This window comes from Catalinimonas locisalis (assembly GCF_038039535.1).
Classification (GTDB): Bacteria; Bacteroidota; Bacteroidia; order Cytophagales; family Cyclobacteriaceae; genus Catalinimonas.
This window is the reverse complement of the sequence record NZ_JBBPHP010000010.1, coordinates 1-15,463: the sequence shown is the minus strand read 5'-3', so window position 1 is coordinate 15,463 and position 15,463 is coordinate 1. Positions and strand designations below refer to the sequence as shown.

At 38.3% G+C, this 15,463-nt stretch carries 12 protein-coding genes; 6 read left to right on the top strand and 6 right to left on the bottom strand.

Features of this window, described 5'->3' with window-relative positions; genetic code table 11:
* The first annotated feature begins 50 nt into the window (after positions 1-50).
* Entirely contained in the window at positions 51-971 is a 921-nt protein-coding gene (locus tag WJR50_RS14535; protein WP_341294023.1) for a YihY/virulence factor BrkB family protein, read from the top strand.
* A gap of 40 nt (positions 972-1,011) precedes the next feature.
* On the opposite strand, the gene ggt is transcribed toward WJR50_RS14535, so the two are convergent.
* Together ggt and WJR50_RS14525 are read right to left on the bottom strand one after the other, a co-directional pair.
* Positions 1,012-2,697 carry a gamma-glutamyltransferase gene (gene ggt / locus WJR50_RS14530; protein ID WP_341294022.1) on the bottom strand — a complete coding sequence of 562 codons (1,686 nt, stop codon included), beginning with the start codon at positions 2,695-2,697 and terminating at the stop codon, positions 1,012-1,014.
* 99 nt (positions 2,698-2,796) lie between these two features.
* The gene (locus tag WJR50_RS14525; RefSeq protein ID WP_341294021.1) at positions 2,797-2,982 is read right to left on the bottom strand and encodes a hypothetical protein; all 186 of its coding nucleotides are present in this window, start codon (positions 2,980-2,982) and stop codon (positions 2,797-2,799) included.
* A 270-nt stretch (positions 2,983-3,252) separates the two neighbouring features.
* Here WJR50_RS14525 and WJR50_RS14520 point away from each other — a divergent pair, with 270 nt between their 5' ends.
* Entirely contained in the window at positions 3,253-4,668 is a 1,416-nt protein-coding gene (locus WJR50_RS14520; protein WP_341294020.1) for a high affinity choline transporter 1, read from the top strand.
* A gap of 3 nt (positions 4,669-4,671) precedes the next feature.
* Here WJR50_RS14520 and WJR50_RS14515 read toward each other — a convergent pair whose 3' ends face one another.
* Positions 4,672-6,906 (bottom strand): S9 family peptidase, encoded by a 2,235-nt coding sequence (locus WJR50_RS14515; protein ID WP_341294019.1) that lies wholly within the window; start codon positions 6,904-6,906, stop codon positions 4,672-4,674.
* A 133-nt stretch (positions 6,907-7,039) separates the two neighbouring features.
* On the opposite strand from WJR50_RS14515, the gene WJR50_RS14510 reads away from it, so the two are divergent.
* Together WJR50_RS14510 and WJR50_RS14505 are read left to right on the top strand one after the other, a co-directional pair.
* The gene (locus WJR50_RS14510; RefSeq protein ID WP_341294018.1) at positions 7,040-8,653 is read left to right on the top strand and encodes a S8 family peptidase; all 1,614 of its coding nucleotides are present in this window, start codon (positions 7,040-7,042) and stop codon (positions 8,651-8,653) included.
* Between the two features lie 119 nt (positions 8,654-8,772).
* Positions 8,773-9,711 carry a hydroxypyruvate isomerase family protein gene (locus WJR50_RS14505; RefSeq protein ID WP_341294017.1) on the top strand — a complete coding sequence of 313 codons (939 nt, stop codon included), beginning with the start codon at positions 8,773-8,775 and terminating at the stop codon, positions 9,709-9,711.
* 46 nt (positions 9,712-9,757) lie between these two features.
* Here WJR50_RS14505 and WJR50_RS14500 read toward each other — a convergent pair whose 3' ends face one another.
* Complete coding sequence (locus WJR50_RS14500) at positions 9,758-10,576, bottom strand: Calx-beta domain-containing protein (RefSeq protein ID WP_341294016.1); 819 nt, start codon at positions 10,574-10,576, stop codon at positions 9,758-9,760.
* Between the two features lie 219 nt (positions 10,577-10,795).
* On the opposite strand from WJR50_RS14500, the gene WJR50_RS14495 reads away from it, so the two are divergent.
* Positions 10,796-11,512 (top strand): DUF92 domain-containing protein, encoded by a 717-nt coding sequence (locus WJR50_RS14495; protein ID WP_341294015.1) that lies wholly within the window; start codon positions 10,796-10,798, stop codon positions 11,510-11,512.
* Here the strand turns inward: WJR50_RS14495 and WJR50_RS14490 are convergent.
* Positions 11,499-13,139 carry a M1 family metallopeptidase gene (locus tag WJR50_RS14490; protein ID WP_341294014.1) on the bottom strand — a complete coding sequence of 547 codons (1,641 nt, stop codon included), beginning with the start codon at positions 13,137-13,139 and terminating at the stop codon, positions 11,499-11,501. The genes WJR50_RS14495 and WJR50_RS14490 overlap by 14 nt on opposite strands.
* Positions 13,140-13,234: 95 nt before the next feature.
* On the opposite strand from WJR50_RS14490, the gene WJR50_RS14485 reads away from it, so the two are divergent.
* Positions 13,235-13,807, top strand: coding sequence for a TlpA family protein disulfide reductase (locus WJR50_RS14485; RefSeq protein WP_341294013.1), 573 nt, complete (start codon positions 13,235-13,237; stop codon positions 13,805-13,807).
* Between the two features lie 159 nt (positions 13,808-13,966).
* Here WJR50_RS14485 and WJR50_RS14480 read toward each other — a convergent pair whose 3' ends face one another.
* Complete coding sequence (locus WJR50_RS14480) at positions 13,967-15,358, bottom strand: alanine/glycine:cation symporter family protein (RefSeq protein WP_445223466.1); 1,392 nt, start codon at positions 15,356-15,358, stop codon at positions 13,967-13,969.
* Positions 15,359-15,463: the final 105 nt, after the last annotated feature.

Below are 15,463 nucleotides of genomic sequence, written 5' to 3'. Positions count from 1 at the left end.
CCTTTTGATCTTCAAAAGGTTAATCATGAGTACTTTAAATTTTTTTAACTATGAACAGGCTTAAAAGCTTATTTTCTTATCTGAAAGAATCATATCTGGAGTGGCAAAATGATGATGCATTCCGTCAGAGTGCGGTAATTGCATATTATTCTATTTTCTCACTGCCGGGATTAATCATCATCATCGTGAATGTTGCCGGCCTTTTTTATGAGCAGGAAAAAGTCAGAGGAGAAATTTCCAGTCAGATCAGTTCATTTGTCGGACCAGAGTCAGCACAGCAGGTTCAAACCATAGTGGAAAACAGTACACAGCAGGGCAATTCTACCTTTGCCATCATTGCAGGTATTGCTACCTTGATATTTGGTGCTACCGGATTGTTTTACCAGTTGCAGTTGTCATTAAATACAGTTTGGGATGTAGAGGCCAACCCAAAAGCAGGCATAAAAAAAATTGTAATTGATCGCGCTACTTCTCTTGGTATGATACTAGCAATTGGCTTTTTGATGATCGTATCATTATTACTCACTGCGCTGATCGGAGTGTTAAGAGATTGGATAAGTCAGATGTTGCCCGAGTTTTTACTTTATGTATTTTATTTTGCAAATGAGATTGTAGCACTAGGTATCATTACCGTTTTATTTGCACTGATTTATAAAATCTTACCCGATGTACAACTTGTATGGAAAACAGTGTGGATAGGGGCTTTTGTAACAGCTCTGTTATTCACACTAGGTAAATTTGCATTAGGTTTATACTTCGGACAGGCTGATCCTGCCTCTGCCTTCGGTGCGGCAGGATCTCTTATTCTGATTCTGCTTTGGGTTAATTATTCAGGATTAATTTTTCTCTTCGGGGCAGAATTCACTAAGGTCTACGCTCAGAGGCACAATCATCCGGTAAAAGTTTCTAGCCATGCCCAGCGCACTGCTGAATATCGCTGGAAGAACGAAAAAGTAACAGCTGGAGAATAGTATAAGAAGGTCAGCTCATTGGCTGACCTTTGTATTTACATTAGTACCCTGCAGCCTGACCATCTTTTCGGGATTCTGATGCGCCATAATACACATCGTTTTTTTCATCATACATGATTGCCTGATAGCCTCCAAATGGTCCAATGGTAGGCTCAATTTTATGCCCCATACGAAGCAGTTCTATCACCGTTTCATCAGAAAAGCCTGATTCCAGATTGAGTACCCCGCCTTCTGTCATCTTACCTCCCGTAGGTTGAGAAGGACTGCTATGATGAATACGAGGCGCATCGCCTGCTTCCTGCAGATTCATGCCAAAATCAACAAGGTTAACTACGATTTGCGTATGACCTTGAGGTTGCATTGCCCCACCCATAAGCCCAAAACTGATAAGTGGTTTATTATCCTTCATGATGAATGCCGGAATAATAGTATGAAAAGGTCTTTTGTGTGGTTCATAGACATTGTTGTGCCCTTCTTCCAGACTAAACAGTTCTCCACGATCCTGCAAGACGAATCCTAGTCCAGGAGGAGTCATGCCAGAACCCATGCCACGGTAATTACTTTGAATTAATGACACCATATTTCCAGCATCATCTGCTACGGTCATATAAATTGTATTTCCCTGCTCCAATTCACCCGCGGGATATTCCATACCAGCCTGCTCGGGGTCAATAAGCTTTCTGCGTTCTTCAGCGTAAGTTTTGGAGATGAGCTGATCCAAGGGAATATCAACAAATTCAGGGTCAGCATAGTACTTGGCCCGATCTTCAAAAGCGAGTTTTTTAGCCTCAACAAATGTGTGGATGTATTCAGTGCTTCCAAATCCCATACCTGCAATATCATATCCTTCCAGAATATTCAGCATTTGTAAAACTGCGGTACCCTGTCCATTGGGAGGAAGCTCGTACACATCATATCCTCTGTAATTGGTTGATATTGGCTCCACCCAGGTATCCGTATGATCAGTAAAATCCTGATATGAGAGGAAACCTCCCTGCTCCTTAATGTAGTCAGCAATTGTTCGGGCGATATCCCCTTTGTAGAATGCATCTCTACCATCTTTCGCAATAGTTTCCAGGGTATTGGCAAGGTATGGATTCTTAAAAATCTCACCTTTTTTGGGAGCTTTTCCATTGGGCATATATACTTCTGCAAAGCCATCATATTTTTTCAGGAACTCGGCACCTCTTCCCCAATAATATGCAATCACTTCAGTAAGAGGAAATCCGTCCCTTGCATATTGAATAGCAGGTTGGAGAATGGTTGTCATGGGCAGGCTGCCATATTTATCGTGCATGCTAAACCAGCCACTTACACATCCGGGAACAGATACAGGTAATGGACCATGGGAGGGTATTTTGTTATATCCGTTTTCTTTGAAATAATCTAGTGTCAAATTATAGGGAGAACGGCCACTGGCATTAAGTCCGACGAGTTCTTTGTTTTCTGCATCCCAGATGATCGCAAAAAGATCACCGCCTATGCCATTGCCAGTAGGTTCGGTAAGTCCTAACACTGCATTGGCAGCTATTGCTGCATCAATAGCATTTCCACCCTGTTTGAGAATGTCTAATGCAACCTGAGTAGCCAGAGGCTGGCTGGTAGCAGCCATACCATGCTGAGCAATAACTTCAGAACGAGTAGCAAAATTATGGCCGGTAATTCTGTCCTGGGCGAATAAACCCAAAGGAAATATTAAAAATAGATAAGGTAGTAGTTTTTTCATGATGCTTAACTTTTTTTGTCCATAAGTTAAGCAATAAAGGAAAAGGCAAGAACAAATGAAAAACAAAAACACCCGCTTGTGGCGGGTGCTGCTCATTGCTTATCTTTCAATAATACTGTGCCGGTTGAAAAGGCGGCGAAATTTTCCATTTTTGAGATCAGAAAAAGGCTGAGTACTTCTCTGAATGTTCATTTGATTGATTTGCAGGCTTTCATCACTTAGTTTGATTCTAATGTTCTCTACATCAATAAGCAAATGATCTATGGTTTGTGATAATGTTGTCATGGCTAATAAATTTTAGGGTTAAAAAAGTCAATGTTGTTTCATAAATACTATTGACAAGTGCAGTGCCAAAGTAAAAAAAAGCTAAATATGAACGTTTTGAGGGTTTTTAATTGAGTCTGGTGTTCAAAAACGAACAATTAATGTGCAGAGATGAACAGGAAAGTTGATTTGTGAAAGTCTGAATTATGAGACTTAGGATTATTTAATTTTATTTGCTCCTAACCTGAAGGGCTATTATATAATTTGGGATACACTACATAATACTTTCAATTGCTGCTAACTTCTATTATCATCTACATAGGGCTCACCCTTGTTGTAGGAATTATTACATCTCGCTTTATACGCTCATCCAGTGATTTTGTGCTGGCAGGGAGAAAGTTGCCTTTAGTTCTCGCCACATCCGCGCTTTTTGCTACCTGGTTTGGTTCAGAGACAGTATTAGGGGCTTCTTCAGAGTTTGTTGAACATGGATTGATAGGAGTGGTAGAAGACCCATTCGGAGCGGCCTTATGTTTACTGCTGGTAGGGCTGCTGGTGGCCCGCCCGCTATACAAGCTAAATATTCTAACCTTTTGTGATTTTTACCGAGACCGATTTGGAAAACGTACAGAAATATTGTCAAGTCTGTGCATGGTGCCCTCCTATTTTGGTTGGATAGCTGCACAACTGGTAGCTTTAGGAATTATTTTCAATGCTATTTCCGGCATTTCAATTTCAGCAGGCATACTGATAGGGGCAGTAGTAGTAGTAATATACACATACATTGGCGGTATGTGGGCAATTTCTATTACTGATTTTATTCAATCAATAATCATTATCGGTGGATTGCTTTTCTTGGCTTTTGATCTGACTGTTGAAGCCGGAGGCTTAGAAAGAGTACTGAATAGAACGCCCGATGGTTTTTTCCGCTTCTTACCAGCGCCTGATTTTCATGCATCCGTAGAATATTTTGCTGCTTGGATTACCATAGGGCTGGGATCAATCGCTCAGCAGGATGTATTCCAGCGAGTGATGGCTGCCAAAAGTGAGAGGGTAGCAGTAAAAGCTTCTTATTTATCCGCTTTACTTTATCTAAGCATTGGTTTTATTCCTTTACTAATCGGCCTGACTGCTATTCAGGTGTATCCTGAGGTGGTGAATGAAATCAATGATATGCAGCTATTTATACCCATGGTAGTCCTGAAGCATGCCGGTGTAGGTATACAAGTACTTTTCTTTGGAGCGCTCTTATCTGCGATTATGAGTACCACCAGTGGGGCAATACTCGCACCAGCCACTATTTTAGCAGAAAACTTGATTAGGCCCTATATCAATGACCAGAGCGATCAGAATTTATTAAGGTTACTTAGGTTTTCAGTAATTCTTGTAGCTATTGCTGCTACTATCATGGCAAATATTCAAACTAATATATATGATTTGGTAGCTCAATCTTCTGCCTTAAGTTTGGTGTCCTTATTTGTGCCACTTATGGCAGGATTGTACTGGAAGCAAGCGTCTGAGTTGGGAGCAATACTTTCCATTGTAGGTGGGATGGGCATATGGATTTGTTTTGAAATAGCCGGAACTGAATTTCCCAGTCTGTTATCCGGACTTATCGCAAGTATCATAGGTATGATTCTAGGCAATCTGATCATTTACCTTCAGCATAAAGAAAAAAAATCTCCGGAGCAGGTCCGGAGATCATAAAATTTACATTTTAGGTTTCAGATGTTTATCCAAGAAGTCAGTGTATTGCTGATATAGCAAAACATAACTTTCTCCATTATAAGCTACACCATGGGCTCCAGGAGGATAAATTCTAAGCTCATGATCAATTCCAGCATCAATAAGTGCTTTCACAAATTGAAAGGTGTTCTGTGTATGAACATTTTCATCCATCATAGAATGGGCAATGAATAATTTGGCTTCGGCATCCGCAGCATATGTGGTTGACGAACTACTGATATAATTATCCTCATTATCACTCAACAGTCCCATATAACGCTCAGTATATATGCTGTCATACAAACGCCAATCGGTAACCGGAGCACCAATAATGGCTGCTTTGAATACTCCCGGACGGTACACCGAGGTAAAGCTAGCCATATAGCCACCATAACTATGACCCCGAATCGCCATATTACTTTCGTCAATCCAGGGCTTTTGGGCCAGGTAATTGGCAGTTGCTACAAAGTCTGCACTTTCAAGTTTACCAAGTTGTTTATACACACCCTTTTCAAATGCACTCCCATAGCCTCCGCTTCCACGGTTATTCACGCTGGCAACTACATATCCATGTTGGGCGAGGTATTGTTCCCAGCCATTGGTTGCCCACTCATCATAAACAGATTGTGCTCCGGGACCACCATAAATATTCAGTACCAGGGGATAAGTTTTGCTTTCATCAAAGTCTTTGGGTTTCACGATATAGCCATCCAAATTAACTCCTTCTTCAGTAGTGAAACTGAATAACTCTCTGGGACTATAGAAATGATTTTTGACAAAAGCTTCAACTGTGGCATTATCAACAATTGGTTTGATCAGCTCACCATCATGATTATACAAGCCTATTTTGGTAGGACTATCCACGTTAGAATATGTATCCAGATAATACTTTCCATTGGGAGCCATATCAATCTTATGTCTCCCCTTTACTTTGGTTAATTTTTGCTTCTTCTTACTATTAAAGTTGATCGCATAAAGCTGCCTCTGCAAGGGAGAATCTTCAGTAGATGAGTAGTAAATCTTTTTAGACTTGCTATCTACAGCATGCACCAAAACTACTTCCCATTCTCCCTGGGTGACCTGATTAATTAGATTTCCATCATAGTCGTAGCGGTACAAATGGCTCCATCCGTCACGATCTGATATCCAGAAAAATTCATCATCATCTTTTGGAAAAAAGAAGAGATCCATAATTCCAGCAAAGAAATCAAAGACATCTATCCAAGCTTCTGACTTTTCTTCCATAATTAATTTGCCTTCACCAGTGATGGCATCGTGAAAGAAAAGTTTTAGGTGGTTTTGTGCACGATTCAAATGTACAAGCGCTAACTGTCCGGTATTAGCAGTCCAGTACAGCCTGGGAATATAGCCTCCGTCCAGGTCAACTTTCATCCACTTCTGACTATCATCCTGCAGGTCAATTACCCCTACTTTTACAATGGGATTTAGATCACCTACTTTAGGATAAGGTATTTTATCGTATTCAGGGTGTTGATCACTATAATCTGATATCTGATAAATCGGAACCTCAGACTCATCAGATTGCCAGTAGGCGATAAAGCGGCTATCCGGCGACCATTTCCAGGCCTGTACAAGGCCAAATTCTTCTTCGTAAACCCAGCCAAAACGGCCGTTGAAGATTTGACCTTCAGCATCAAATGTGAGTTGAGTATCTTTATTTGTAGCAAAGTCATATACAAATAGATTACCTTCATGTCCATAAGCTACTTTCTTACCATCGGGTGATACTTCAGCCGTAAAAGCATCCTCTGCCACCAGTTTCAGGCTTTTATCTTCTATTGAGTAATAATAGTAGTCAGCATTTCCGGAATTTCTCCAGATGGGCCTAAATTTCGTTTGAAACAGGATATATTTTGCATCTTCTGTCCACTGAAAAGAGCGGTAAGTAAAAGCTTCGTTACTTCCCGGAAACATGAGGTTGGAAGCATTAAAAACAATTTCTTCTTCACCACTTTTAGGGTCATACGTTTTGATTAACTGATGTCCATCCTGAGTGGTTTCAATAAAAGAAAAACGTTCTCCACCCTCCAGCCAGTTGACACTTTTGGGGCCACTATCACCAGTGAGTTGAGTAGATGAGAAGAGTGCTTCTCTGATATTTTGATAATTTTTTTTCTGAGCAAACAGGTTTTCCTGGCTGATCAGAAAAAAAATAATTAGGTAAGTTAAGAGCTTTTTATATTTTTTTATGTTAACCATGCGTTGATCACTTTTATCATCATGTAAATTGCTAAGCTAATTCCAAAAACTTAGAATTACTGGCAAAAATTTCATGCTGAAAAAAAATGACGAATTTTTTATTTACTTTGTGCATTAAAAAATATTTATAAGAATGAAGATCAAGCATTTATTTCTGGTATCAGTATTAAGCTTCACAACCTATTTTGCACAAGCTACTGATCCTGTCACAGACTCACTCGAAGCAGCACCTACTAATTGGTTTAATCTGGATGCTGAAAATTATTATGTGCAGGGTGTAAGCACTGAAAAGGCTTATGAGTTTTTGAAAGGACGTAAATCTGAAAAAGTAGTAGTTGCAGTAATTGATTCTGGTGTGGACATTGAACATGAAGATTTACAAGGCAAAATCTGGATCAACGAGGATGAGATTCCTGGAAATGGAAAAGATGATGATGGAAACGGATATGTGGATGATGTGCACGGGTGGAACTTCATCGGAGGTACAGACGGCACCAATGTGGACCATGATACCTATGAAGTTACCCGCGAATATGTAAGGCTTAAGGAAAAGTATGCAGATATTGCTTTGGAAGACATTCCTAAGAAAGAGTTGGCTTACTACGAGGAGATCATGAATGCTTATGAGCAAAAAAGAGCAGAGATGGAGCAGCAGTATTCTGGGTTTGAATTTTTTGCAGACAGCTATTTGCGCTCCTCCAAATTACTGGAAGCCTACCTTGATGTTGAGGAAGTTACTGCTGATATGTTGAAAGATATTAGTACAGAGGACGAAGTCGTTCAAACTTCCATTTCTATCATGGAATATGCCTTGTCAATGGGTTTTACAAAAGAGCAACTTGAAGAATATGAAGAGTATTACCTGAGCGCACTTGAGTATGGTTACAACACTGACTTTGATCCTAGACATATAGTAGGAGATAATTATGATGATGTAAATGAAAGGTTCTACGGTAATAATGATGTAGATGGTCCTGATTCAAATCACGGCACTCATGTAGCGGGTATCATTGCCGCTAATCGTGATAATAAGTTAGGAATGGAAGGAATTGCTGAGAATGTGGTAATCATGCCAATCCGTGCAGTTCCTAATGGTGACGAAAGAGATAAAGATATAGCTAATGCAATCTATTATGCAGTGGACAATGGGGCCAAAGTTATTAACATGAGTTTTGGTAAATCATTCTCTCCTCAGAAAGAAGCGGTAGATAAAGCCGTGAAATATGCTGAGTCTAAAGGTGTATTATTAATCCATGCTGCTGGTAATAGCAGTGATAACATTGACGAAGTATCTAATTTTCCAACGCGTCAGTATGCAGAATCTAAGAAAGAAGCCAAGAACTGGATAGAGGTAGGGGCTTCTTCCTGGAAGGGCGAGGAACAATTTGTAGCAGACTTTTCAAATTACGGAAAGAAAAGTGTAGATGTATTTGCTCCCGGTGTTGATTTATACTCAACCACTCCTAATCAGAAATATGAAAGTAACAGTGGTACTAGTATGGCTTCACCAGTGACTGCTGGCATTGCTGCACTACTAATTTCTTACTATCCAGATCTTGATGCAGAGCAAATCAGAAAAATTATCCTGGATTCTACTGTCAAATTTGATAAGCTAAAAGTGAATCGTCCTGGTGAAGAAGGTAAGCTTGTAAGTTTTGATAGTTTGAGTTCAACAGGTGGAGTAGTAAATGCTTATGAGGCTGTTAAACTAGCAGAATCTTACCAGATCAAAATGGAAGGAAAATAAAAGCCACACTGATGATTTAACACTAAGCCACTCCCGAGAAGGGGGTGGCTTTTTCTTTTATCAAAATCCCCTATATTTAGGTTTTTGAATAATTACAAAACATAATAGATACACAACCTATGAAGCGTAGAGATTTTGTCAAATCTGGCTTAGCATTTGGAACCGCTGTTTCTAGCGGAACTGCAGCAGCAGCTACTTCATTCTCCCGATTGGGAAATTCAGCTTTTTCACCAGCAGAAAAGCATGACTTTAAACTAAAATATGCCCCTCATTTTGGTATGTTCAAAAGCCATGCTGGAGACGATCCACTTGATCAGCTTCAGTTTATGGCCGACACGGGTTTTACTGCCCTAGAGGATAATGGAATGATGGGAAGAACTCCCGAGATGCAAACCAAAATTGGTGAGAAGATGTCCAATCTCGGAATGGACATGGGAGTATTTGTGATTGATAAAGGTGGAAATTCTCAAAATTCTCTTACTGAAGGCAAACAAGAGTATTTAGACATATTTCTGGAGGGTTGCCGAAGGGCCGTTGATGTGGCAAAGCGTGTGAATGCAAAATGGATGACTGTAGTTCCGGGAAATTTTCAACGTAATTTACCTATTGGTATCCAAACAGCTAATGTAGTCGAGGCTCTTCGTAGAGGGGCTGAGATATTTGAACCGCACGGTCTGGTTATGGTGCTTGAACCTCTAAGTGATACGCCGGATCTCTACCTTCGTACTTCAGATCAAACTTACCTCATCTGTAAAGCTGTTAATAGTCCTTCCTGTAAAATACTTTATGATATTTATCACATGCAAAAGAATGAGGGGCATATCATCCGTAATATTGATTTAACCTGGGATGAAATTGCATATTTCCAAATAGGGGATAACCCGGGGCGTAAAGAGCCAACTACGGGAGAGATTAACTATAAAAATGTTTTCAAACACATTTACGATAAAGGATATCGCGGAATCATGGGTATGGAACATGGCAACTCAATGCCGGGTAAAGAAGGTGAACAGAAATTGATTAATGCTTACGTTGAAGTTGATAGTTTTAATGCATAAAAAAAGGGTTGTCAGCAATGACAACCCTTATTATACCATCAAAAATTTAATAAAGAATTTTTAAATTATGTCCTTCTTTAATCATTAGATAATTCTGATAATTAGTCTCATTCTTATTTTGTGTGCTTTTACTATTGAGGTCACTATTAAAACTTCCATTTAATAATAACTTTTTCTCTGTCTCTCCTGCATTTAAGCCTTTCAATTCAAAGCTAACCAGTGTTTCTTCACCCTGGTACCAAATATCAACAAAATATTGTTCCTGGTCTTTGACATTGATTACGGTTACTTCTTCAAAACCGCTAGTATTGTTTGCCGAAATTAATTCTTTATTGGGTAATTCAATGAACATGTTCAGGTCTACGGTTTGTGCAGCATCCCACTCTAAATAGAGTTTGTAATCATTTTCAACTATTTCATGATTGTAAGTTAATTGATTCACATCATTACTTAGTACTGCATTTCCACTTACAATTCTCTCAAGCTGTAAATTTATGTTTTCATAATCTTGCTCAAATTGACTGTCATCAAGTATTTTTATTTCAACAAAAGCTATACTTTCGCCTTTCTTGATTGTCAAAGGAGACTCAGTTAGTAATTCAAAGTCAGGATTCTGCACATTTAGATTGGCTAGTATTGCATTACCACCCAATGAAAAATGAACCAGAGTTTCAGCATTTTGAGGCATATCCAATTGAATAGGAATTTTTATGATTCCATCATTTTCATTGCTATACCCTGCACTTTGTTGAAATGATACCTGTGATGGTTCACCCGTAGCTACATCTTCTTCTTGGCAAGCAGGAAGAAACAGAAGTAAATATAGTCCTATGCAGAAGAATCTTACAAAACGATATTTAGTCATGGTAATAGTGATTATCATTTTTTGTAAAATTCAAATAAAAAATTATACTATTCAAGTAAATTTATTGCTCAATGAGTATATGTAATAAATACTTCAAACTTTAATTGGCTATTTGAGAATGTATTTAATCTCTGATGAGATTTACTTACAATTTATTTTACCTGCTAATGAAGTTTATTTCATTTTAGATAAGTCCTTATTTAAATGATCAGAATTTAGATGGACAAAAATCATTTTATTATTCGTTTACTGCTGGTTGTTTTAATTACGATCTTTGCTATTCTCACAAAAAAAATCACCATCAGGGGAGCAATTGTAGGAGGGGTTATCACTTTAATTTTATGGACAGCATTTGGATTAATCGGGGTAGCTGATATCGCAACATTTTTTCTATTTGGTACTGCTGCATCAATGTGGAAAAATCATGATAAGAAGAGAAACAAATTAGAAGAAAAGAATGAAGGCAAAAGAGACTTCACTAATGTTTTGGGTAATGCTGGAGTAGCAGGTTTGATTGCAACACTAGCACTAATAATTCCAGAGTTATCCGATTTATTATTGGCTATGGCTACAGCTAGTTTTGCATCAGCCTTATCAGACACTTTTTCATCTGAATTAGGAAATGTATATGGTACAAGCTTTATTAATATCTTGTCATTTAGAAAAGGTGTGAGAGGAGAAGACGGTGTAATCAGCTGGGAAGGAAGTATGTACGGTATGTTAGGAAGCCTGATCATTGCCCTACTTTACTTTATTTTTCAGCAAGACATGAGTTACACAGTAATTATTTTCTTTTCAGGCATTTTTGGAAACCTAACAGATTCTTTGCTTGGAGCTGGACTGCAGAGAAAAGGTTGGCTAAATAATCATTCGGTAAACTTTCTGAGTGTATTATTAGCCGCATTATTCGCATTGGGCTGTACTATTTATTGGTAAAATGAGTATCCATTAAAACTTTTACATTAGGATCTAAAACCACACTTAGCGGACTAGATTTTAACTTAAACTCAAAGTTCTCTTGTTTTTTATTCAAGTTTATGTGAAAAATTTCAGGGTTTTGGTTTTCTGCAAAATAAACACCCACCTCAATCGGAAGGTTGTAAATTATATTATTTTCCTGTAACTGCTTTAGTTCAAATTTCAGTTTTTTACCAAAAGTAGAATACTTCCACTCACCTTCAATGATCGGGTGACCAGCTGAATAAATCCAAGTTTGAAAAAAATGATCCAGTTCAATTCCAGAAATTTGTTCCATTATTTGTTTGAAATCGTCTGTTTCTGCGCTTCTGTTACAATATTTTATAAAAAAGGCTCGCAAACCCTTTTTAAAAGTTTCATCTCCCACTTTTTGCCTAAGCATATGCAGTACCCAGGAGGCTTTTTGATAAGAATTTGCGTTCAAATGCTGAAATAGATTGCTTTGTTCCGGATTCACAATCGGTGAGTCTGGTGACTTTCTGTAATATGAAAAGATTCTGTTTTGGTCAGTTTTAAGCATACTTTTCATACTATCAGGTCCGTAAGTATGCTCAATATACATGTGAGATAGATAGGTTGAAAAGCCTTCACTTAGCCAGATATGTTCCCAGTTTTTTTCAGAAACTGCGTTTCCAAACCATTGATGAGCTACTTCATGTGCAATAAGACTTTCTATGTTTTTATTACCATCTACCACCAGCTCATTGTAAAAAATATTGGATGCATTTTCCATACCTCCATATTTGGTTTTTGACTCTACATTGGCAAGTTTTTGAAAAGGATACTCACCTATGGTAGTGATCATATAGTGTAAAACATTAGCAGTTGCCTCAAAATCATCAAAACCTATTTCACGATTATCAGCATAAACCCAGTGTTGGATAGGGATGCCCTGTACAGGATGATCATATGAAACTGCAAATCTTGCTGCACCAAAAACCATCACTTTGGTAGGAATAGGCTTATCATTTACCCAATGGGTAATATTCTTCTGTTCTTTATGAAAACTTCCGAGTGAGGACTCTTCTCTTAATAATCCATTCGCTATAATTTTATAATGAGCAGGGGCAATTACTTTAAATTCACTGGTAGCTTTGTCAGAAGGATGGTCTATTACCGGTAGCCAGTTCCTAGCACGATTGGGCCAATTATCTCCAAAGAATGTGCGTTCTCCGTATTCATTTTCAGAAATGATAAGTCCATCTTTGGGAATCCCCTGGTAACCAATGTGCATTGTACCAGTATAATCTTTATCAAGAGGCTCTTCTAACAATATGATTAAGTGTTCATTATCCTGACGGTAGTTTAACGGTCTTTCATTCAGGTAAACCTCAAGCACTTTCATACCTTCTCCATTTGGTTCTGAACGAATGAGGTCTAAAATAATGGAGTCAATTTTGGCTTGTTTGACTTTAAACAGTATGTCAGTATTACCAGATATTTGATTATTGAAGTCCGATATTTCTACTTCAAAGGTATAATGAAGGGCATCTATCTTATTTAAACTATTTAATTCTTGAGCCAGGGAAGCAAAAGATCCAATAGTAACAATAAGGAATAATGATAGTAGTTTTTTACTTAACACAAATAGATAAATTTGACTTCAAGTTAAGCATTAATCCTTTTCATAAAGAATGAATTTTGTTTGATAGAGACGCTAAAATTACAACTGCAATGCTTTTGAAGAAATTGAGAAAAAATATAGACTGGGTAGTATTGATCAGCTTTATCTCTATAATTTACTTAGGAGGATGGCAGGCTGAAGTATTTGGCTTTATCCAAAGAGGAATACTTGTTACAGGCCTGTTTAACGCCAGTGGGGAAAATGAAGAAAACGAGAATGTCGCTGCAAATCTTAACTTCACCTTATCAGATGAAAAAGGGAATAAAATTCAGATAAAGGATTATGAAGGAAAAACAATTTTTATCAATTTCTGGGCAACCTGGTGTCCTCCCTGCCGGGCTGAGATGCCTAGTATTCAAGCGTTATATTCTAAATTAATGCAGAACCCTAATATCCTTTTTCTGACAATATCTCAGGATGAGGATGAGCAGAAAGCAGTAAAATATATGGGAAAACAATCAATTCAGCTTCCTCTATACTTTCTAACTTCGGAATTGCCTACTGAATTTTCACATCAGTCCATACCTTCCACATTTGTAATTTCTCCAGAAGGAAATATTGTATATCAACATGAAGGAATGGCCAATTATGATACCGAAGAGTTCAAAACTTTCCTGGAAGAACTCTAATTCGTGTTGAAATACAAACTATATGATTATTTGTAAGACACTTCAGGCTTGCTCCGCATTATATTAAATGATGATTGAATTACTTTTCCAAAGAATTCACGTGCTTCATTTAGGCCAAGATAGCACTTAGATATACTTTGGCTTGAGCAATAGTAAGTCTTATTTGGTTACCTTCTTTTGTGTTGGGTGATCTACATCGTCAAAATATTTCTTAGCTGCTTCTCTTACCTTGGGAGCCAGAAGAAGTGCTGAGATCATAGTTGGAATTGCCATTAACCCATACATTCCATCTACAAGATTAATTATGGCAGAAATAGAAGCTACTGAACCCAGTACTATAGAGAAAACATAAAAATAGTTGAAATAATGTGCTCTATGCGCTCCTGCAATGTAGGAGAAGCACTTAGTACCATAATATGATAAGGTAAAAAGTGAAGACAAAGAAAATGTTAATACACTGAGTACCAACAAGTAACCGCCTAAATTATTGGTTGGCAAAGCTTTGTTAAACGCATTGACTGTTAGGGTAACCCCATCAGCATCTGTGGTCCTCCATACATCAGTAATAAGAATGGCAAGAGCAGTCATCGTACATACAATCAATGTATCTATGGCTGGTCCAAGCATAGCCACCAGGCCTTCTCGTACTGGTTCGTTAGTTTTTGCAGCACCATGTGCAAGCGGAGCAGTTCCTATACCGGCTTCGTTAGAAAAAGCTGCTCGGCGAGCACCAATCACTATGACAGCTCCTAAAGATCCGCCCAGAACTGCTTTTCCAGAAAATGCATCAGTAAAGATTAATGCAAAACATTCAGGCACAGCTTCTACATTAGTAAATATAATATACACTACAGAGAGTACATATATAACAACCATGCTTGGAACCATCTGACTGGCGACTCTGGCTATTCTTTTTATCCCTCCAAAAATTACTACAGACACGACTGCGGCTATGATAAGTCCACAAATGAGATTGACAATGAAAGTTTCTTCCGCTATGATATTGTTGGGAATCAGTACAACGTCACGAAAAATTTGTGTTAGCTGGTTTGCCTGGAATACCGGTAGAGGACCGAAAAGTCCAGCAATAGCAAAAAATATAGCAAGAGGCTTCCATTTCTTGCCCAAGCCTTCTTCTATCACATACATCGGCCCTCCCTGTAATTTTCCTGCGCTGTCATGGCCGCGGTACATAATAGCTAGAGAACAGGTAAAAAACTTGGTTGCCATTCCTAAAAAAGCACTTACCCACATCCAGAATAATGCCCCAGGACCACCCATGGTAATGGCAACAGCAACTCCTCCGATATTACCCATACCGACAGTAGCTGCTAATGCACTGGATAAAGCTTCAAAATGGTTGATTTCTCCCGGTTCATTTGGGTCATCGTATTTCCCTCTCAATACATTAATTGCATGACCCAAATAGCGGAAAGGTAAAAACCGTGAATAGAGCATAAAAAAAAGACCTCCACCTAAAAGGAGAACCAATAAATGTGTTCCCCAGGCATATTCACTGAATTTTGAAAGGGATAGCTCTATAAATTTCAATTCGGACTTTTTTAGTAAAGAATTAATAACTGAAGTTACGCAACTAAGCTGATACCTAATCCTTGCTTTATATCATTCAAATAGGCAAAGGCAGTTTTAATAGCT